14 protein-coding genes are annotated in these 20451 nt (G+C 47.7%); 11 read left to right on the forward strand and 3 right to left on the reverse strand.

All coding sequences use genetic code 11. The features are described from left to right. The first annotated feature begins 84 nt into the window (after nt 1–84). The 7 genes from alr (at nt 85) to OEV79_08475 (ending at nt 9154) form a co-directional block, all read left to right on the forward strand. Nucleotides 85–1260 carry an alanine racemase gene (gene alr / locus OEV79_08445; GenBank protein MDH4211463.1) on the forward strand — a complete coding sequence of 392 codons (1176 nt, stop codon included), beginning with the start codon at nt 85–87 and terminating at the stop codon, nt 1258–1260. A gap of 120 nt (nt 1261–1380) precedes the next feature. Further along, nucleotides 1381–2391, forward strand: a complete 1011-nt coding sequence (locus OEV79_08450; GenBank protein MDH4211464.1) for a LysM peptidoglycan-binding domain-containing protein — start codon at nt 1381–1383, stop codon at nt 2389–2391. Continuing rightward, the gene (locus OEV79_08455) at nt 2364–2852 is read left to right on the forward strand and encodes a cyclic nucleotide-binding domain-containing protein (GenBank protein ID MDH4211465.1); all 489 of its coding nucleotides are present in this window, start codon (nt 2364–2366) and stop codon (nt 2850–2852) included. The genes OEV79_08450 and OEV79_08455 overlap by 28 nt, the downstream gene beginning before the upstream one ends. Nucleotides 2853–2900: 48 nt before the next feature. Beyond that, entirely contained in the window at nt 2901–3224 is a 324-nt protein-coding gene (locus OEV79_08460) for a hypothetical protein (protein MDH4211466.1), read from the forward strand. Beyond that, the gene (locus OEV79_08465; GenBank protein MDH4211467.1) at nt 3217–6945 is read left to right on the forward strand and encodes a tetratricopeptide repeat protein; all 3729 of its coding nucleotides are present in this window, start codon (nt 3217–3219) and stop codon (nt 6943–6945) included. Before OEV79_08460 ends, OEV79_08465 begins: the two co-directional genes overlap by 8 nt. Continuing rightward, nucleotides 6945–8750: a tetratricopeptide repeat protein gene (locus OEV79_08470; protein MDH4211468.1), complete on the forward strand. Its 1806-nt coding sequence runs from the start codon at nt 6945–6947 to the stop codon at nt 8748–8750. Before OEV79_08465 ends, OEV79_08470 begins: the two co-directional genes overlap by 1 nt. Nucleotides 8751–8767: 17 nt before the next feature. Next, the gene (locus OEV79_08475) at nt 8768–9154 is read left to right on the forward strand and encodes a hypothetical protein (GenBank protein MDH4211469.1); all 387 of its coding nucleotides are present in this window, start codon (nt 8768–8770) and stop codon (nt 9152–9154) included. A 114-nt stretch (nt 9155–9268) separates the two neighbouring features. Here the strand turns inward: OEV79_08475 and OEV79_08480 are convergent, their stop codons facing one another. The 3 genes from OEV79_08480 to OEV79_08490 all read right to left on the reverse strand — a co-directional run bounded on the left by OEV79_08480 (nt 9269) and on the right by OEV79_08490 (nt 14740). Further along, the gene (locus OEV79_08480; protein ID MDH4211470.1) at nt 9269–10477 is read right to left on the reverse strand and encodes an MFS transporter; all 1209 of its coding nucleotides are present in this window, start codon (nt 10475–10477) and stop codon (nt 9269–9271) included. Nucleotides 10478–10608: 131 nt separating this feature from the next. Next, complete coding sequence (gene ppdK / locus OEV79_08485) at nt 10609–13377, reverse strand: pyruvate, phosphate dikinase (GenBank protein ID MDH4211471.1); 2769 nt, start codon at nt 13375–13377, stop codon at nt 10609–10611. Nucleotides 13378–13426: 49 nt separating this feature from the next. After that, a complete protein-coding gene (locus OEV79_08490) occupies nt 13427–14740 on the reverse strand; it encodes a cyclic 2,3-diphosphoglycerate synthase (GenBank protein ID MDH4211472.1) in 1314 nt (437 codons plus the stop codon). 226 nt (nt 14741–14966) lie between these two features. Between OEV79_08490 and OEV79_08495 the strand changes: the two genes are divergently transcribed. The 4 genes from OEV79_08495 to aspS are packed head-to-tail and all read left to right on the forward strand — an operon-like array spanning nt 14967 to nt 20132. Further along, nucleotides 14967–15512, forward strand: coding sequence for an HDIG domain-containing protein (locus OEV79_08495; protein ID MDH4211473.1), 546 nt, complete (start codon nt 14967–14969; stop codon nt 15510–15512). Further along, nucleotides 15509–16387: a glycine--tRNA ligase subunit alpha gene (locus OEV79_08500; GenBank protein ID MDH4211474.1), complete on the forward strand. Its 879-nt coding sequence runs from the start codon at nt 15509–15511 to the stop codon at nt 16385–16387. The genes OEV79_08495 and OEV79_08500 overlap by 4 nt, the downstream gene beginning before the upstream one ends. Beyond that, nucleotides 16359–18431 carry a glycine--tRNA ligase subunit beta gene (glyS, locus tag OEV79_08505; protein MDH4211475.1) on the forward strand — a complete coding sequence of 691 codons (2073 nt, stop codon included), beginning with the start codon at nt 16359–16361 and terminating at the stop codon, nt 18429–18431. The genes OEV79_08500 and glyS overlap by 29 nt, the downstream gene beginning before the upstream one ends. An 18-nt stretch (nt 18432–18449) precedes the next feature. After that, the gene (gene aspS / locus OEV79_08510; protein MDH4211476.1) at nt 18450–20132 is read left to right on the forward strand and encodes an aspartate--tRNA ligase; all 1683 of its coding nucleotides are present in this window, start codon (nt 18450–18452) and stop codon (nt 20130–20132) included. Nucleotides 20133–20451: the final 319 nt, after the last annotated feature.

Genomic DNA, 20451 nt, shown 5'->3' on the forward strand with positions numbered 1-20451 from the left:
GCCATAAATACTTTCTGGCGTTCACGTCCGTGCATTTTTTATTTTCCTCTTGATTTTTTTAGATATATATATATATTTATGTTAATGAACGCGTGTGGAGGACGAGTCTGGGCAGAAATTTCGCTTGATCGGCTCACAAACAACTATAGAATTGTAAGAAAATCAACGGGTAGAGCAAGGATAATGGCTGCCATAAAGGCTGATGCTTACGGCCACGGTGCGATCGAGGTTGCGCGTGTGCTTGAATCAGAAGGCATATATATGTTCGGTGTGGCCGGTGTCGAAGAAGGGATTGAACTGAGGGATGCTGGAATAAAGACAAAAATACTCATTTTGAGCCCCATTCTGTACGACCAGATCGATACGGTTTTGGATCATGACATTATCCCAACGGTTTCAGAACTCGGTTTCTTCAAAGTTCTCGATGAGAAATTGAAGGAACGTAGGACTCCGGGGCTTGTGCATGTGGAGGTTGATACCGGTATGACCAGAACTGGATTTCCTGTCGATGAGGCGGAAAATGCTCTGGCAATTATCCATGCTTCTCCCCGGGTCAAAATAGATGGCATATTCTCACACTTCCCTCTTGCCGACGCGGATGGCGCCTTCACCCAGGAGCAGCTCGACCGGTTCAATGACCTCGTAGGCGCAATGAAACCCCGTGGCATTGATGTTGGTTCGGTCCATATCGCCAATTCTTCAGGTATTTTCAAATGGCCTCAATCTCACTACGATCTCGTTCGTCCAGGGATTGCCTTGTATGGTTTGAGGTCTTCTCCCAATATTGCGTATGAGGGTGACTTCAGCCCCGTGATGAAACTGAAATCACGAGTCGTGAATGTTCGTGTTGTTGAAACTGGCACGCCGATCAGTTACGGGCACACGTACAGAACAAAGCGGCGAAGTACAATTGCCACGGTGAGTGTTGGCTACGGTGATGGGTACCCGCGTCTTCTTTCAAACAAGGGTGAGGTTCTTATCCGTTCAAAGAGAGCATCGATTGTCGGTACCGTTTGTATGGATCTGATAATGGTAGATGTAACCGATCTACCAGGTGTCGTAGTCGGTGACATCGTGACTCTGTTCGGCGAAGACGGGGATCAAGAGATTACGGTGGAGGAATGCGCGGCAAAAGCAGAAACGATCGTGTACGAAATAACCTCTGGTATCGGGCCAAGGGTTGCGAGGGTGTTCAAAATGAACGATCAGGTGGTCAAGATCAGAACACTTCTTGGAAGGTGGGGGAATGGTGGATGTTAAGAAGCGGACAATAATCTGCAGCCATCAGGTTGGCCGGCCGCAGTTTTTTGTTAACGACGCATTTCATATTGAAAAGTTTGTGTCCCGCATCATTTTATCAGAAAGAATAAGGAGGAAGGCATGAAAAAATTGTTGATACTGCTGGTATTCGTCTCGGTGTTTGCACAGGAAGGAACTCATACGGTCAAAGATGGTGATACACTCTGGGACATAGCGGGTTTCTATTATCAAAATCCTTTTCTGTGGCCATATATCTGGCGTGCGAATTTGACGAAGATTGCCGACCCGCACTGGATCTATCCAGAGCAGCTTTTTGTCATACCGCCTTCGCCTGAAGAGGCAATATCAGAAGTGCCTGAGGAAGTACCGGTTTATGTGCCTGAGGAGGAAGTGACAATACTGCCGAAGGAGGAACCGATGACCGAAGTCTTTTCGGTTATTGAGCCGGAAAGAAGGGTGTTCAGTGAGGAAATGATCCATCGTGCCGGCTTCATACTCGATCAGGATATGCCTTATTGGGGCAAAATTGTTGGTACCGAGCAGACTTACGAAAAGGCGATTTCTGCGTATAGAATTGTCTACATCGATCGTGCTGACAATGTGAATGTTGGCGATGAACTAACGATCTATCGTCCGGGCAAGGAAATATCGCATCCGAAGACGGGTAAGAGATTAGGAAAGGAAATCATAGTATTGGGCAAAGCTGTTGTAGAAGAAATTGGAGATGAAGGCTCAAGATGTAAGGTCATGGCCTCCTACGACATCATCAAGAAAGGCGACTTTGTTACTCCGTATGAACCTATCCTGGCGCCGGAGAAGGTTGAATTGATACCGACGGAAAAGGATATCGAGGGTTATGTCGTGGAAGTCAAGACCAGTCAAAAATTGACGCCACCTCATGTTTTTGCGTATATCGATCAGGGAGAAATTGCTGGTATTGCTGTGGGTGATGTCTTTGATGTCTACCAGGAGCGAGTGGTTGCTGGGAAAAAGATGCCGGATTTCGATATTGGTAAAATACAGGTAGTTAGTGTATTCAGCGAGGCTTCAATCGGATTGATACTGACAAAAAGGGAGCTTCATGCGATAAGAAGAGGAGAAAAATGCCGACTCGCGTCGGAGGCCAGGTAAAAGAGAAAGATGTACTGAGTCAAGTATATCTGTTCCGTGAATTAACTCCTGGTGAGATGGAAAGGGTGCTGTCGATCTCTAAAGAGAAAAAGGTTAAGAAAAATGAGTTCATCTTCAGAGAGGGGGACATCGGGGATGCCTTCTATCTCATCGTGACTGGTAGCGTACGGATATCGACGCTGGTCCCGGGTGTAGGTGAAGAGGCGCTGACTATACTCAGAGAAGGTGAATATTTCGGTGAGATGGCGCTCATTGATGATGCGCCGCGTTCGGCATCGGCAATTGCCAACGACGATACTATGCTTCTATGTATAGGCAAAGATGATTTCCGGAAATTGCTAGAACGCCAGACCGATATCGCTTACAAGCTGCTCTGGGTTTTCACGAAGACACTCTCGGCACGTTTGAGAAAGACTGATGAGCAACTGAAGAGCATCTTTTCCATAGCCAAGACTTTTTAATAGTACGAAATTGTAGTTTTCGGTGTTGGAAGGTTTTTGGGAGGATGAATGGGTAGGATACTGATTGCGGTCTTAGGATTATCCTTGATCATAGAAAGGGTGACTGAAAAGATACTCCATTTGGTGCCTGCTCGAAAGAAGAAACTATTTGCCTGGTTGACCAGCACGGCTTTGGGGTTATTGATAAGTTTTGTATTTCGCTTCGGCCTCATGAAGGAATTGGGTTTGACCGGGAGTTCGGAAATCGCCAGCTGGCTCGATCATCTTGTTACAGGCATTCTGCTGGCAGCTGGTAGTGAGCCAATTCATTCGCTTGTAGATGTGCTTGCCGCTAAGAAGGAAGAATTGCAGAAAAGGGTGAAGAGTGTTTGATATATTCAGCGTGAAGGACCCTCAGAAAGCCCTGCAAAAAGCACATGACTACATCCGCGAAGATAGGAAAGAGGCGGCGATCAAAGTACTCGAAGAGAACCTGACAGATGATGCAGAATCGTTTGATCTCTTCCAGGAACTTGCACGTCTTTATTATGATGCTGAAGAACGTGGGCGTGCAGTAGAGTTATTACGCAGAGTTCAGAGAATAGTACCATCGAGGGCGGACGAAGTAATTGCTCAATTATCCGATTTATTCTACCACCATACTTCAATTGATGCTGGAGATTTTCTCGTTCAACTTTACAACTCGCAGCAAAGGTATGAAGAGATAAGCAAGATTCTACTGGCCCTGAGCGAGCACGATAGAAATCTTCTGGTTAAAAAATATGAAAAGGCAAAACAGAGCATTGAGAATAAGGACGTCGTATTGAAACACGATTTTGATAATATGATCATTCTTTCTTCGCTGAAGTTCTTTCTGGGTGCAAGTGAGGAAGGTGTTGCCGTTATGGAACCGCTCATGGTCATGGATCTTTTCAAGAAACCTTTGCTGAGCTGGGCGCGTGTTATTGCAAGAGAGCGATACGGTGATTCTTTTGCCGTGCTGCTGCTTCTTAAAGTACAGTTGGCGAACGACGATTATGAAGGGGCGTTGGCGCAGGCCCAGCGGATATTTGATAAATTCCCGGATGCTTCTGATCTGCTCATTGAGATCCTGTCGGCGGTAAAGCCACCGCCAGCCGTTCAACCAGCATATACGCAAATGCTTACCGACCTGTACATAACCCAGGGCGATTTGGATACTTCTATTGAACAGTTACAGCAGGTGCTCGAAGAAGAAACGAAGGATGTGGACACGGTCATCAAGGATTTGAGGAAATTGGAGGTGGTTAATCCGAAGAACTTGAAGATTCTCTACACTCTTGCCGATGCTTATCTGCGTGCAAAGAGAATTCCCCTGGCGGTTAGCGAACTCAACAAAATATTCGAAATTGATGAAGGGCAGTACGAAGAGGTTCTCAAGCGGTATCAACAAGCATTTGAACAGAAGCAGAACGATCCATATGTGATCCAGGGACTTGTCAATCTGTACCTTAAGCACGATGACGTTGCAGCTGCCGTCGGTGTCATTGAATCGGTGTATGCAGTGGATCCGGGTTTGTTGAATGAATATATTCCAAATCTCAATGCGATTTTAGAAAAGGATGTGGAAAACGTAAAAGCGCTTTATCTGCTCGGTCAGTGCTATGCGCGGAAAGGAGATCGGGAGAGCGCTTTGCTCCTCTTTCACAGATTGATGGACAGAGGAAAGTACGAATATGTCAACGAGGCGGCTACCGAAATCAGCGAAACTCATCCGCAGGATGTTGAGTATGTTAACTTGCGTGCAACGAGTCTTGTTATGCTTGACAGACCGGAAGAGGCAATGAGAGTGCTCATGGATTTTCTCGAGATCGAACCGGACCAGCTTGTTCGTTTGTTTCCTTCATTTGACCTGATTGTAAACAGGAAACCGGAACTCTTTGTCAGTATCGAACCTCTGTACAAAAAATACAGGAAGGTAGATACGTTCGTGGCGGAGCTGGCCATGGCACGGGCATATGCGTACACCGGTCAATACAGGAAATCTGTCAGTGGTTTTGAGAGATGCTTCAAGATTCAGGAAGAAAAAGATGTGACGAAACGAGCCCTTATCGAGGTGATAAAAGAAAGACCGAACGCGGTTCCGCTATTACTCGCCGCGGCGCGTCTGTTTATCAGTGAAGGCGAGATGGAAATCGCCACCCAATTTTTCAAGACGGCACAATCGGTTGACCCGCAGGCCTTTTTTGAAATCATCAACGAATTCTACGATGCCATCAAGTCTTTTCCCAAAGATAGGGAAGCCCGGACATTGTTGGTTGAAACATTCTTTGACCGCGGAATGTGGGATAAGGTGATAGAAGAATCACGTCGCGCGGTTGAGGTTTTTGATAAGGATGCGCATTATTTCAATCTCAAGCTTGGTCAAGCGCTGGTTGAAGTGGGGCAATTGAGTGATGCCGTGAGACCTTTGATGATTTCTTTGGATGGTGATGAGGATTATTCGTCCGAAGTCATTGAGTTCCTGGATAGAATACTGAAAACCGACAAGAGCAATGTGCCGGCCCATTTTGCACGGGGGCGTGCACTGAGCAAAGCTGGACGCATCGATGAAGCGGTCGAAGAGTATCTGCTCACGGCAAAGATTCTTCCCACAAGATCTGGGCATGTACTTGCCGAGTTGAAGACGCTCGCATCAAGGGTCATGGCTCATCCAAAGATCATGTTCGCTCTCGGTATGATAGAACTGAGTTTACAGAAAAACAATGATGCGGTAGACGATCTTATGAAAGCTGCTGAGCTAGAGTCGTCGTTCGTGCGCAAAGTCATTCCTCTTCTTGAACGTCTGCATAAGGACGAATCAAGTCCGCTGCTCAGCTTCTCGCTGGCCAAATTGTACTACGTGACCGGCCTCAAGAGTTCAGCAATTGAATTTTTCATGGAGGCTCACGAACATGACAAGAAGTATCGGGAGCCGGTGATCGCCGAGATGAAGAAAATTTGTGCCGATAATCCGCAGGACATAGAGGCTCGTAAGAAGTTGGCGGAGATTTATTTCAGTTATCATAATTGGGAAGATACGCTCACATTATTTGACGAGATATATGAATTGGACAAAAAGGAAAGCGATTGGCTGAAAAGTTACGTCGGCCGGATCATTCCGGCAGATTTCCAGTCACCTCCTGCTTATTACTTTCTTGCACGTATTTTTATTGATGAAGGCGAGAATGCAAAGGGTGTCGAGGTTTATAGAAAATTGGTCCAGATGGTGCCAACCGAAACAGTCAATGTCATGAGTACGCTGAGCGGGTACAAAGAGAAGGCAGCCGACGTATTACTTTATCTGGGTGACCTGTATATTGATAGTGGGTATGCCAAGGAGTCCATCGAAGTTCTTGACGAACTTCTTTCCGAAGAATCTTCATATGTCGAGCAGGTTGCCAATCGGTTAGAGAGATTGATTGAGAAATACCCTGGTGTCGGCGATGCGCATATATTACTGGGTAGAGCGTATGCCTATCAGAACAACTATGAGAGCTCAATAAGATCTTTCGAGAAAGCAATGCAGTTGATGCCGGATCGCGATGATGTTGTGCTTAAATTTGGGCAGTTGCTGCACGAAGCAGGGGAGGCAGAACGGGCGATCAAGATTTACTCTGAGCTTCTTACAAGGACGAGAGATCGGAAGTCGGTCTATCGTATGATCAAGAAAGCGCGCGAAGATTACTACAGAGAAAGGATAGCCACATTGCAGGGTGGGGACGACAACAAGAGGTTGGAGAGGGCTCATCTGTACCTCTTGATGAATAAAACTGAGGATGCGGAACGCGAGCTCAATTTTGAGGCGGGCGACGAAGCGGTATCCAAACGTCATGCTGTGTTGAGAGCACGACTCTTTTTGAGGAAGAAGCGCCCGATGGACGCACTCGAGATCGTACAGATGTTGCCGCTCGACAAAGAAACCGCTGAGACATATGCGGATGTTTATGAGGCGATGGGCTCGTTCGGTGCCGCGGCTCTTGCGCTGAAGCAATCTGGTATTGATGGCATGGAACAGCGCATAAGCAGTTTTGAGAAACTTGCACAAGCCAAGAGGGCAACAAAGGGCAAGTATTTTGTCGAAGGGAGGACCTGATGAAGTGCCCCTTTCTGATCAAGAGAAGGGACGTGTATGATGACAGTGGTAAAAAGGTCGACGAGGAGGTGGAACTGCTTGCATGTTTGAAAAATGAATGCATGGTATATGATAGCGCAACGAAACTCTGCTCGCTACTTTCGTCGAACATGAAAACCGGCGTGCTTATCGATGATTATAAGAAAGGCGTAAAGGAATTGAGGGACGAAATGTCCCGCGGTACCGATGCGCTGGGTGAAGGTGTATCTGCCGCAGGGGTCAAGTTGCAGGATGAGATTGCCAGCCGTCTGGACGTTCAGAAGAAACAAATCGAAGTCATGATACTGGGCTTCGATAAGTTGCAGGAAGCCTTCAGCACAAAATTTGAGGAATTGAACGGTGGTCTCCAGAACTTTGGCAGCACAGTTGCAGATAAGATCACGGCGCTTGGCGAGGTCCTTGAGAAACAGGCCGACGGCCTGAAGGCGACCGTATTGTCACTGCAGGAAAAGGTAGCAGAATTCAGTGCTAGCAACATGCGTGTTTCCGATACGCTACTTACAGGAATAAACGGCGTGGGCGGTCGTATAGGCGAAGAGCTGTCGGGCCTCAAGACACAGAATGCTGAAATGATTGATGCGGCGGTCAAAGGTCTGGTCGCGAAATTCGAAGATTTGTATCGGGTTCTGTCCTCGATGTCTGAGTCGACCGGTACGCAAAGTCAATCCCTGATCGATAGAATAACAAGTATTGATGAAGTGATGAAAACGGTGGTAAATGAATTGCGTTTCGACATATCGTCAACTGCTGACCGGTTCAGGGACGAGATGAGTGGTTATCTCGATGGTGTGAAGAGTGAAATCGTCAACATGAAGACGGGGCAGGCAGCATCACTGGACAGCATACGCGGCGATTTTACGGATGTACGTGATCTTTTCACCAAAGCAGCATCGAATCTCGAATCCATGACGGCGATGATGGATAATCTTAACAACAACTATCTCCAGTCCCTGGGTAAGATCGCTGCGCTGGCTGAAGGTATGAGAACGGGTGTCGCGGAGGTCGGGGAGTCGATGGCACAGTCAATGAAGGGCGTGACAAGCGAAGCGAGCGATCGGCTCAGCGCGGTCGGCAAACAGTACGAGAAGACCTTTGATGCTGTAGAGAAATTCGCCGAAAAATTCGAGGATTTGAACAATCGCGTTATTGAAATGACTTCTTTGATCACTCGTGAATTCACCGAATCACTGGACCGGCAGACGAAGTTATCTGAATACACGAAAGACATCCTTGAAAATATCCAGAGCTTCTTGCAGAAAGAAGCGGACAGATTTGAGAAAGAACAGGAACTCAGCAGGAAGAAGACCGCACTTGATCATTTCGACCGGGCAACCCTTTACTTCTATCGTGGTAATTACGAATTAGCATTGAACGAAATAGACCGGGCGTTAGAGATCGACAATACCGCCGAGTATTTCAATCTCAAGGGTTTGATCCTCGCCGAGTTAGGCAAGTACGAGGATTCAAAAGACGCTTACCTCCATGCGATTGAGCTGGAGCCTGAATTTTCTGAATTGCATAACAACTTGGGATTGTTGTATTTGAGGATGAAAAACGTCAACGAAGCCGTTCTGTCGTTCGAGGAATCGGTGAAAAAGAATGTGAACAATGCAATGGCATATGTGAATCTGGGTAGGGCGTTGATCGAATTAGAGAAATTTGAGGAAGCGTTGAAGGCATACAACAAAGCCCTCCAGATCGATCCTTCTAACCAGGAAGCAAGGGAAGCAGTCAAGCTCTACAAAGAAGGCAAGATCGAGGCGTGAGGGGATAAGGTAATTTTATGGATATAATTGAGAAATTGAGAAAGGAGAAAAAGGTAAGGTCGGTATTCGAGGTTATCTTCAAGAGTAAGGAAGCGCAAACCGCCCCCGAAGAAAAACTTGCTGATATTGAAGTGAGGGAACTCAACCCTGCTTCACCGGCAGGTGCTGTGGATGATGAACCGGCGCGCGACGATGATGTTGAAGAGGGGGAGAGGCCAGTACGGGAGTTCAGAACCGAGGGCATGCATGAATTCGATATGGAAAGCCTCAGTGCTTCGGGAGAGGGTGCACTGCGGGTCGAGTATAAGGCCAAGGTCAGCAAATTGATCGACGAACGAAGGGTCGACGAGGCGATCGAAGTTCTAAAAGAGCTGAAGTCGAAACTGGACAGTATCGAAAAGTAGCCTGACTCGTTGTGGTTTGAGTGAAATTGTCAGAAACGCCGACTGGTGATTTGAATCGGCGTCTTTCTCTTGGACATCACACAGTATCTTCCAAATTGGATTCCGTGGATTTTCTTACAGCTTGTTGTTGAATTGCTTTTTGAATAGAGAGAAACCGATAGCGGCCAAAAAAGCAAGACCGCAGATAATGGCCCACATCTCCAGAGAACGTCCGGTGAATGTGTCGATCAGAATACCGCCGACGAGTGGTGCAACAGCCCAGCCTAGAGACTGCGCAAGATTGAAAAATCCAAGGTATCTGCCGGTGTGAGCATCTTTGGCGATTATTGAGGCGTAGCTGAGGCTTGTGGGTGTCACGACCATTTCGCCGATCGTTATTACTACGACTGCCAGTATGAGAAGGTTCATGCCGGCAGCGAACCCGACCACAAGATATCCGATCCCGTATATGACCGAGCCGACCCACAATCCTGACAGTTCTTTCTTTGGCGGTATTAGATTGGTGACCAGATACTGAAAAAACACGACAAGGAGGCCGTTGATAGAAAATAGTATGCTGAGTTGCGGTTTTGTGATACCGATGCTGTTGACGCTGTAAACTGAAAGCGGATAGACGAGCTGGCCCCAGACCATGAAGATTACCGTGCAGATTATCGTGAATTTAAGGAATCGCTGGTCAGCGGTAACAGACAATATTTCCCTGAGCCCAACAGGCCGTGACTTGCTCTTAGCCGCCGCATGCAGTGATTCTTTACTGAACCTTATCAGCAAGACCGCGCCAACTAACATGCAGGCAGACGTGAAATAGAAGAGAACAGAATAATCAATAGTCACCAACAGTCCGCCAAGTATCAACCCGAGTGCCCAACCGAAATTGCCGCCTATTCTTAACAGCCCATAGGCAGTCGTCCTCTTATCGACTCCGGTGAGGTCTGCGACATATGACTGTGAGGCCGGTATGAAGAATGAGCCGAAAGCATTGTTCGCGACCAGAAGTGATGTGATGATCAAAATATTCGCGCGCCGGGCAATGAAAAAACCCATGATCGCGAAGATGACGAAGCGCCATAGCAGCGAGCGGACCATTACCCATTTTCTGCCGCGCCGATCACTCAATTCTCCACCGTAAATACCCAGTACCGCACCGGTGACCGTGGCAAGCATCAAGATTATGCCGACGACCGTCATTTTTATGCCGAGTTCATTGTGCATGTACAGACTGAAGAATGGCATCGAGACCGAGAAACCGACCGCGGTAACGATACGGGCGAAGAATATGACCCAGATGTCGCGCGGGTAACCGCGCGGTATTAGATTCAGCATCTGCTTGACTCACTGCTGTTGTTCATTTATGGCGAAAGTGTTTTGACGAAACGATTGTGCTTCCGGATGGTTCGAAGAAATAAGGGGCCAGCATTTCGGTTCATGTTGACGCTGGCCCCACTAATATCACTCTACTTCTTCTTTGCTTTGGGTTTTGATTTTTTTACTGCTTTTCTATTTGTTTTGTAAAGTAAGGTTGCGTGAGCAGCAGCAAGACGTGCGATCGGAACTCGGAATGGCGAGCAGGACACATAATTCATGGACACCCGGTGACAGAAGTGTACCGAGCGTGGATCACCCCCGTGCTCACCGCATATTCCTATTTCCAGATTAGGGTTTGTCGCGCGTCCCCGCTCTATGCCGATCCTGATCAGCTCGCCGATACCCGATTGATCAATGCTCTGGAAAGGATCTTCGGGGAGGATTCCTTTCTTTATGTATTCTGCCAGGAAGCCTCCGATATCGTCACGTGAAAAACCGAAACCCATCTGGGTTAGATCATTGGTGCCGTAGGAGAAAAATTCGACGGGTTCTGCTATCTTGTCGGCAACGATGCATGCCCTCGGGATCTCGATCATTGTTCCATACATGTGTTTTATTTTCTTGAGACCGTACTTTGCGAGGATTTCCTTATATATTGTATCGACGATCTGCTTCTGATCCTCGAGTTCCTTTGCCTCGGCGACGACCGGCACCATGATTTCGGGATAGGGGTCCTTCCCTTCTTTTATCAGCTCCGCTGCCGCTTCAAAGATCGCTCTTACCTGCATGCTCGTGATCTCTGGATAAGTAACTCCAAGCCTTACACCGCGATGACCCATCATCGGGTTTGATTCGTGCAGAGCGTCAGCGCGCTGCATGAGTTCTTCCAGAGATATATTCAAATCCTTTGCTAGTTGTTCAAGCTTACTCTTTTCCCGCGGCACAAATTCGTGGAGTGGAGGGTCAAGCAGCCGCATGACAACTGGCAGGCCGTTCATTGCTTCGAGTACGTCTTTTATGTCCTTTTTCACATAGGGGTAGAGTTCTTCGAGCGCCTTTCTTCGTTCTTCCGGAGTTTTGGAGACGATCATCTTACGTAGTCTAAAGAGCGGTTCCTCAGAACCTTTACCGTAAAACATGTGCTCGGTGCGCATGAGTCCGATACCCTGGGCGCCGAAATTTCTTGCCCTGTGCGCATCATCAGGGGTATCTGCATTTGCCCGGACGCCGAGCGTACGAATCGAATCACAGACTTTGAGAAATTGCTGCAATAGTACATTCTCTTCGGCCGCTGCTATCATCGGAAGTTGTCCATCATAGACATTACCCCTGGTGCCGTTGAGGGTTATCCATTCACCTTCATGAAGGGTCTTTCCCGCCACAGAAATTTCCTTCTTTTCGTGGTTGATTTGCAGGTCGCTACAGCCTACTATGCAGCACTTGCCCCAACCGCGGGCTACAAGCGCGGCGTGCGATGTCATGCCACCTCTTGCCGTGAGTATTGCCTGCGCTGCTCTCATGCCTTCCACATCCTCGGGGTTCGTCTCCTCGCGCACAAGAATCACTTGCTTGCCTGCTTTTGTCCATTCCACGGCAGCATTGGATGAAAAGACGATCTGCCCGGTTGCTCCGCCGGGTCCTGCTGGAAGACCTCTGGCAATTGGTTTCTTGGCTAACTCTGCCTGGGGATCAACCATTGGATGCAGTAGCTCGTCGAGCTGGTCGGGCGTAACACGCATCACGGCTTCTTCCTTCGTTACGAGCTTTTCCTTGAGCATGTCCATTGCCATCTTGACCGCGGCGGGTCCATTTCTTTTTCCGACCCTTGTCTGGAGCATGTAGAGTTTGTCGTTCTCGATTGTGAATTCAATATCCTGCATGTCTTTATAGTGACGCTCGAGACGTTTTTGATAGCTGTACAGTTCTCTGTAGATGGTGGGCATAGCTTTCTCCAGGGTAACGAGCTTTTTGTTGTGGTCGGACTTGGAATACTCATTTATCGGCGCCGGAGTGCGGATGCCGGCGACGACGTCCTCACCCTGCGCGTTGATCAGGTATTCACCGTAGAATTTGTTCTCACCGTTGCCTGGATTTCTTGTAAACCCGACGCCCGTGGCAGAATCTTTACCCATGTTACCAAAGACCATTGCCTGCACATTGACGGCAGTTCCCCACTCATTGGGAATACCTTCAATGCGCCGGTAGCTGACAGCCCTTTTGCCGTTCCACGAAGCGAAGACGGCTTCTATACCGCCCCAGAGTTGCTTGTTATGATCGTCCGGGAAATCGCTCTCGAGAGTTTGCTTGATCTTCCTCTTGAATCTGGCGCAAAGTTCTTTCAAGTCTTCAGCGTTGAGATCGAGGTCATTACGATAATTCTTTTCTTTTTTCATATTATCCATGACCTTTTCCAGCTGTCGGCGGATTCCCGACTCTTCATTTTTAGGTTCGACACCCGCACCTTTTTCCATGACTACGTCCGAGTACATCATGATGAGCCTGCGGTACGCGTCGTAAACAAAACGTTCGTCGCCACTCTGTTTGATCAATCCGGGGATTGTCTTTTCGGTTAGTCCGATGTTCAATACTGTTTCCATCATACCAGGCATTGAGCGACGCGCGCCGGATCTTACTGAAACGAGAAGCGGGTTGCCGGCATCGCCGAATTTTCGATCCATGATCTTCTCGACGTTGCGTATTGACTTCCTGACTTCTTCCTTCAATTTCTTCGGCAGCGCGCGTTTATGTTCGTAGTAGTAATTACAGACCTCGGTCGTTATCGTGAACCCGGGCGGCACGGGAATACCGAGATTGGTCATTTCCGCGAGATTTGCGCCTTTACCGCCAAGCAGGTTTTTCATTTTGGCGTTGCCCGTGGCCTTCTTGCCACCAAATTCATAAACAAGTTTTTTTGACATCATTGCTCCTTTCGTTAGTTTTTCCTGCAGTTAGGGAATGACAATACTGCTAGATCTTAAGGTATTTCTTCAGGATGTTATCCAAGCTCGGTCCAGACCTTTCCTCTAACTCGTAATCGATCTTTGCGACAGGTTTGTTGAGTTTCGTAAATTTTCTTAAATCCACCGGAGTTGCCATGACAATGGAATCGGCAGGTGTATTGTTGATACTTGCTTCAAGTTCTTTTATCTGTTTCTTACCGTAACCAAGGGCTGGTATCAGAGCCCCGATCTGCGGGTATTTCACGTAAGCCTCTTTTATCGAACCGATGGCATAGGGCTTCGGGTCGACAATCTTGCCAGCATTGTATTTTTTCGCGGCAACGATACCTGCTCCAAAGGACATACCCCCGTGGGTCAAGGTTGGTCCATCTTCGATAACCACGACCGCTTTGCCCTTCACTAGTTCTGGCCTGTCGACTGAAGTGGGTGACGCCGCTTCAAGGACAACTGCCTGGGGGTTCAGTTTCTTTATGTTTTCCTTGAGCAGTTCAATACTCGAACGGGGCGCAGTATCGACCTTGTTTATCAAGACCACATCGGCCATTCTCACGTTCGTCTCGCCTGGATGATATGTCATCTCATCTCCGGTCCTGAAAGGATCCACGACGACGATGTGAAGGTCTGATCTATAGAATGACAGATCATTGTTGCCTCCGTCCCAGACAATGATATCGCTGATCTTCTCGGCTTGTTTCAATATCAGGCCATAATCGACACCGGCGAACACAGTATTCCCTCTGAGAATATGCGGTTCGTACTCTTCCCGTTCTTCGATTGTGCATTTGTGCTTGTCCAGATCTTCGAGCGTAGAGAATTTCTGCACGATCTGTTCTTTGAGGTCTCCGTAGGGCATGGGATGTCGTATTACTGAAGTCTTCAAGCCGCGATTGTGTAGTATTTCACAGACTCGGCGCGTGGTCTGGCTTTTGCCTGATCCGGTTCTTGCTGCGCAGATCGACACGACCTTCCGTTTTGATGTAATCATAGAAGATTTGGGCCCGAGTAGCCAGAAATCCGCACCGGCCGCTATCACTTCGGATGCTCTATGCATGACATAGTTGTGGGAAATATCCGAATAGGCGAAAACAACTACGTCGATCTTGTGTTTTGATATCATCTGCGCAATTTTTTTCTCGGGTTCAATGGGTATACCTCGAGGATATCCCTTACCCGCCAATACTCTGGGATACAATCTGTCTGCAATATTGGGTATTTGAGTTGCGGTAAAACAAATCACCCTAAAATCGGGATTATTTCTGAAATAGACATTGAAATTATGGAAATCTCTTCCTGCTGCACCCATAATAATGACACGCCGCATAAATAAGTCCTCCTTTCGACCCTAATTATACCCTAAAATCGGACAAAAGTCAATATTTTGACGGCTGTTCAAGAGGTCCAGTAGAATTGCAGTTCAATAACGAAGCATATTGATTTCTCTTACCTGATGGTGAATAGCTCTGCAATTTCGATGGTTTTGGGCCTCTCGGCCGGAAAATCCCTTTTTTTCCTTGACTTTTTTACTAATATATACATAATATTTATCTATGATGCGAAAAGAGGCTTATGAACTGCTTGTGCAGAGGCTCAAGAATAAGAATCTGTTCAAACATTGCCTTGCAGTTGAGGCTTGCCTGAGGAAGTTAGCACAACGGTTCGGTGAAGATGAGGAATCATGGGGTATTGCTGGATTGCTCCATGACATCGATTACGAGGAAACTGAAGGTGATCCCGCTCGCCACGGCTTAGAGGGCGCGATGTTCCTCCAGAGCCTGGGGATTGATGAGGTTATAGTCCGTGCGGTGAAAGCACATTCCGGGCACCTCGGGCCCTCTTCAAAATTAGACTGGGCTTTATTCAGCGCAGATCCACTGACCGGATTGATTGTCGCAGGTGCACTCATGCATCCTGAGAAGAAATTGAGTGCACTGGACGTGGATTTCGTGCTGCGGCGGTTCAAGGAAAAGCGATTTGCTGCCGGCGCGAACAGGGAACAAATAACCGCCTGCAAGAATGTGGGGCTGGAACTGGAGCAATTTGTCCAAATATGCCTTGAAAGTATGCAGGGCATTGCCGAAGACCTTGGTCTATGAAGAAACTTCACACTTTCGAGAATGTGATCATAAACCTGAAGCAGTTCTGGCAAAAGCAGGGATGTCTGTTATTCGAGCCCTATAACTCAGAAGTCGGCGCAGGCACGTTCAACCCGGCTACATTCTTGAGAATTCTGGACAACGACCCCTGGAATGTTTGTTACCTTGAGATATCAAAAAGACCTCGCGACGGAAGGTATGCGAAGAACCCGCTGCGTTTTCAGCAGTTCTATCAGTGCCAGGTGATCATGAAGCCAGCGCCGGACGACATTCAGCAGATCTATCTTCAATCACTCGAGCACCTCGGGCTAAAATTGAGGGAGCATGAAATCCGATTTGTGGAAGACGATTGGGAATCACCGACATTGGGGGCTTGGGGTTTGGGTTGGGAGGTCTGGCTGGATGGACTCGAGGTAACTCAATTTACTTATTTCCAGCAAGCCGGTGGAGTTGACTTGCAGGTCATACCGGTTGAGATTACTTATGGTCTCGAGAGAATAACGATGATCTTGCAGGACGTCCCTTCGGTTTTCGATGTCAAATGGAACAATACGTTGACATGGGGTTATGTCTACCGTCAGAACGAAATAGAGTATTCCAAATACAACTTCGAATCGGCGCCGGCTGACATCCTTGCTTCGCTTTTTGTTACCTATGAAAAAGAGGCGAACAGGTTGTTTGAAGAGGGGTTGGTATATCCAGGATATGACCACACGATAAAGTGTTCTCATCTATTCAACATGTTAGAGGCACGCGGCGCGATCAGCATTTCGGAACGGGCAAAGTATATCGGCCGCGTCAGGGCACTCGCCAATAAAGCTGCTGCACTATATCTGAGTAAGAATAATGAGCAAGCGAACGTTTCAAATGATTGATTTCCTTCTGGAAATCGGGTTTGAAGAATTCCCGCCGCACTTTCTGAAACCGGCGGCCGAGAGTCTTGCTGAACAGATCGAGATACTGCTCAAGCAGAAGAAGATCTTCTACCGATCGATCCGCACAATATACACGCCACGCCGGATGGGTACGCTGGTGCTTGGTTTGAGTCGGCGACAGAAGCCGCAGGTAATTGAGATACCAGGTCCACCCAAGCGTTTTGCCTATGATGCGAAGGGTAAAGCGACTGAAAAACTAATTGGTTTCATGAAAGCGAACAGTCTAAAATCCAATGAGATCATAAGCAAGCGGACGAAGAAAGGCGATTATGTCTACGGCAGGAAGGAAATCGCGGGAGCTTCGACCGAGAATATTCTCCGGAATAGTGTACCGCCCATAATATCCAATCTTGAATTTCCGAAGACCATGGTATGGAATGACAAACGGGTTCGTTTTCCCCGCCCAATACGGTGGCTTGTTGCGCTCCTCGACCGCAAACCGTTGCGATTTGAATATGCCGGCGTTCAGGCGAATCGTTATTCATGGCCGAATCAGCACTTTTCATTCAAGCCCATACGGCTCGAAAAACCTCGGGAATACATGAATTTTCTGCGGCACGGCGGTGTCATCGTGGATCCGAACGAGAGGAAAAAGATCATACTGACGAGAATAAAACAAGCAGCCGAAAAAGTGAAGGGCAAGCCGGTCCACAGCAGCGAGATGATCGAAGAAATAAACTGCACAACCGAGTATCCCGAAGTTGTCACGGGCGAATTTGACGCGCGGTACCTCGATCTTCCCGAAGAAGTTCTGATGACAGTACTTCGTGCTCACGGAAATGTTATCTGGATTCGTGATACCAATAAGTATGTGTATGTATTCAGTGCCAAGAAGAAGGCGCTGCAGAATGTCAAGGTCGGTTACGAGAGAGTGATGGAGTCACGTTTGTACGATGCCCTTTTCTTCTACCAGAATGACATGAAGGTTGGTTTGCAGAGTATGCTTAAACAGACAAAAGATATGATGTGGTTACAGGGTCTGGGTACACTGTACGATAAATCTCTCCGTCTCCAGCATTTTTCAGAAGAGTACAAATCAATTCCTGCCGTTGATATCGAAACATTGAAACGCGCGGCAATGTTGTGCAAGGCTGATCTGCTTTCCGAGATGGTAAGGGAAAAAGAATTCACATCGTTGCAAGGTATAATGGGTGGCCACTATGCTAGATCAGGAGGTGAAAGTGCAGAGGTGGCGAACGCGATCAGCGAACATTACCTTCCAAGGTTTGTGGGTGATAGATTGCCGAAGACTCTGAGCGGAGCACTGCTCTCAATTGCCGACAAGCTCGATAACGTGGTTGGAGCATTCTTGAGCGGCAATCGGCCAAGTGGCTCAAATGATCCGTTGGCGGTCAGAAGGAATGGATATGCTGTGATCCAGCTCGTTGATGCGTTTGAAATCCATCTGGACCTTTCCGGTTTGATTGCCGGTATGCTCAGGGTGTATAATAAAAAGATCGAAGATGGAGTTCTGCCGGAATTTTTTATCGAGAGATTGACGCGTTATCTGCAGGATAAGGGCTACCGGTACGACGAGATTAAAGCCGTGCTGGCGATATGGAATGGGGACGTTGCTGACGCTAAGAAGCGTTGCGAAGCGCTCAAATCATTCAGGGACAGTCCCGAGTTCGTGAAGCTGGTGATAGGCCAGAAAAGGGTGAGAAACATATTGAAGAATGTTAAAGCAGCAATGACTGTCGACGCTGAATTCGTCAATGAGCCGGCGGAAAAAGCACTCTTGCGGATGGGTGAGAAGGTCAGACCAGATTTGGATGCTATGATCGAAAGTAAGAACTATTCTGAATTACTGAAATTGCTTCTCGAGATGAGACCGGTGATCGACAAATTTTTTGATGATGTTCTGGTCATGTGTGAAGACAGGAAACTGAGAGAGAATCGTCTGGCCCTCGTCAGCACGATCAACGAGTTATTTCTGAAATTTGCCGATTTTTCGCAGATCGTTATTGAGGGTGAAAAAACGTAGAGGTTAACGATCAAGAAAATATTCAATAATCAAGTCCGGAGAGAAAAGATAGGTGAAGAGATCACGGTTTACGGTTGGGTAGACCGCATAAGGAATCTCGGCGGCATGATCTTCGTAGACCTGAGGGACCGGACCGGCGTGCTGCAGCTGGTGATCGATCCGACCGTTACCGGCGTAAAGGAACTCGGTCTGCAGGATTGTATTTACGCGGCAGGAGATGTAAAAGAACGTCCAGCCGATCAAAAGAATCCTAAAATGGTAACTGGCGAGGTTGAGTTGATTGTGAACAAGCTGGAAATACTGAACAAATCCAAGGTTCCGCCTTTTGTCGTTGAAAGTGAAGTGAAGGCTAATGAGGAATTGCGCTTGCGTTACCGGTATCTCGATTTGCGAAGAGCCCCGATGCAACGTAACATTGTTTTCCGGCACAATATAATTACGGCGATGCGCGAATATTTGAATAGGAACTATTTCATTGAAATAGAAACTCCGATCCTGACCAGGAGCATGCCCGAGGGAGCAAGGGATTACCTTGTTCCGTCAAGGTTATACCCTGAGAAATTTTACGCGCTCGCCCAGTCTCCGCAGATGTACAAACAGCTACTGATGGTTGCCGGTTTTGAGCGATACTACCAGATCGCCCGCTGTATGCGTGATGAGGATCCGAGACATGACCGCCAGCCGGAACACACACAGATCGACATTGAGATGTCTTTTGTCGACGAGGATGATGTCTTTGCTGTTGCCGAGGGAATGTTCAGCCATATTTTCAAGGTTGTTATGGGGCAGGATCTTAAAATACCTTTCGAACGGATGACATACGCGAGTGCGATGGAGCGATATGGCAGTGATAAACCAGACCTGCGCTTTGGCATGGAGATTGTCGACCTGCGCGATATATTCAAGGGTGTTGAATTCGCGCCGTTTGATAGAAAAGATGAGATCCGCGGTTTGGTTGTCGGACCGGGGAGTAAGATATCACGCAAGAAGCTCGATGCGATGAACGGGAGCGCGAAGACGGCCGGTCTCGGTGGCGTATTCTGGTCGAAGATTGACGACACGTGCACCGGCAGTATTGGCAAAGTGATCGATGGGAAGATCATCGAGAAAATGCGGCTGGAGAAAGGAAATCTATTGATCGTGGCGGCAGGTGATGGACGGATATTCAAATTTCTTGGTCGGCTGAGAACCGAACTCGCTGCAGAACTCGGTCTAGGTGGAACCGGTTTCAGATTTTTGTGGGTGACGGATTTTCCGATCTTTGAGCGTGACGAGAAGACAGGGGATTTCGTTGCCAGTCATCACATATTCACACAGCCCAGACCCGGTGATATACAATTTCTTGACTCTGACCCTTTGCGCGTGCACGGCCGGTTGTATGATCTGGTCTGCAATGGCAACGAGCTTGCCTCGGGCAGCATAAGGAATCATGACCGCAGGTTACAGGAAAAGTTGTTTGCCATCGCTGGTATGGATGCTGCAAAATACACTATGCTGCTCGATGCACTTGAATACGGTGCACCACCGCACGGAGGTATTGCACCCGGTATTGACCGCATTGTCATGGTTCTTGGAGGATTGACTTCGCTAAGGGATGTCATTGCCTTCCCCAAAACAACGACCGCTCAGGGATTGCTCGAGAACATACCTGACTCAGTTACGCCGGAGCAATTAAAAGACCTCCACTTGAAATTCGAATAAACATAGAACGTTACGTTCGTTATTCCCGCTAATATCGTTAGTTCCGTTAATATCGCTATTTTCGCTAATCTCGCTAATACCGTTACTTCCGTTAATACCGTTCCATAGGCTTCGCTGTTCTAGGGGAGTCGAGAACCCGATCGAAGCCTGTTAATGCCGGCATCGATTGCTTCGATAATTTTAATTTTGGCATTTGATATTGTTCCCTACGGGAATTCTCACAAATAGCATCAAATCGGAGATTTGAGTATTTACGGAATTAGAATTTCGTGCTTCGGATTTAGGATTTGGCCAATGGGTTTCGCAACCGTTCAACGTC

The sequence above is a fragment of the candidate division WOR-3 bacterium genome, from assembly GCA_029858255.1.
Lineage (GTDB): Bacteria > Hydrothermota > Tepidihabitantia > SM23-42 > SM23-42 > SM23-42.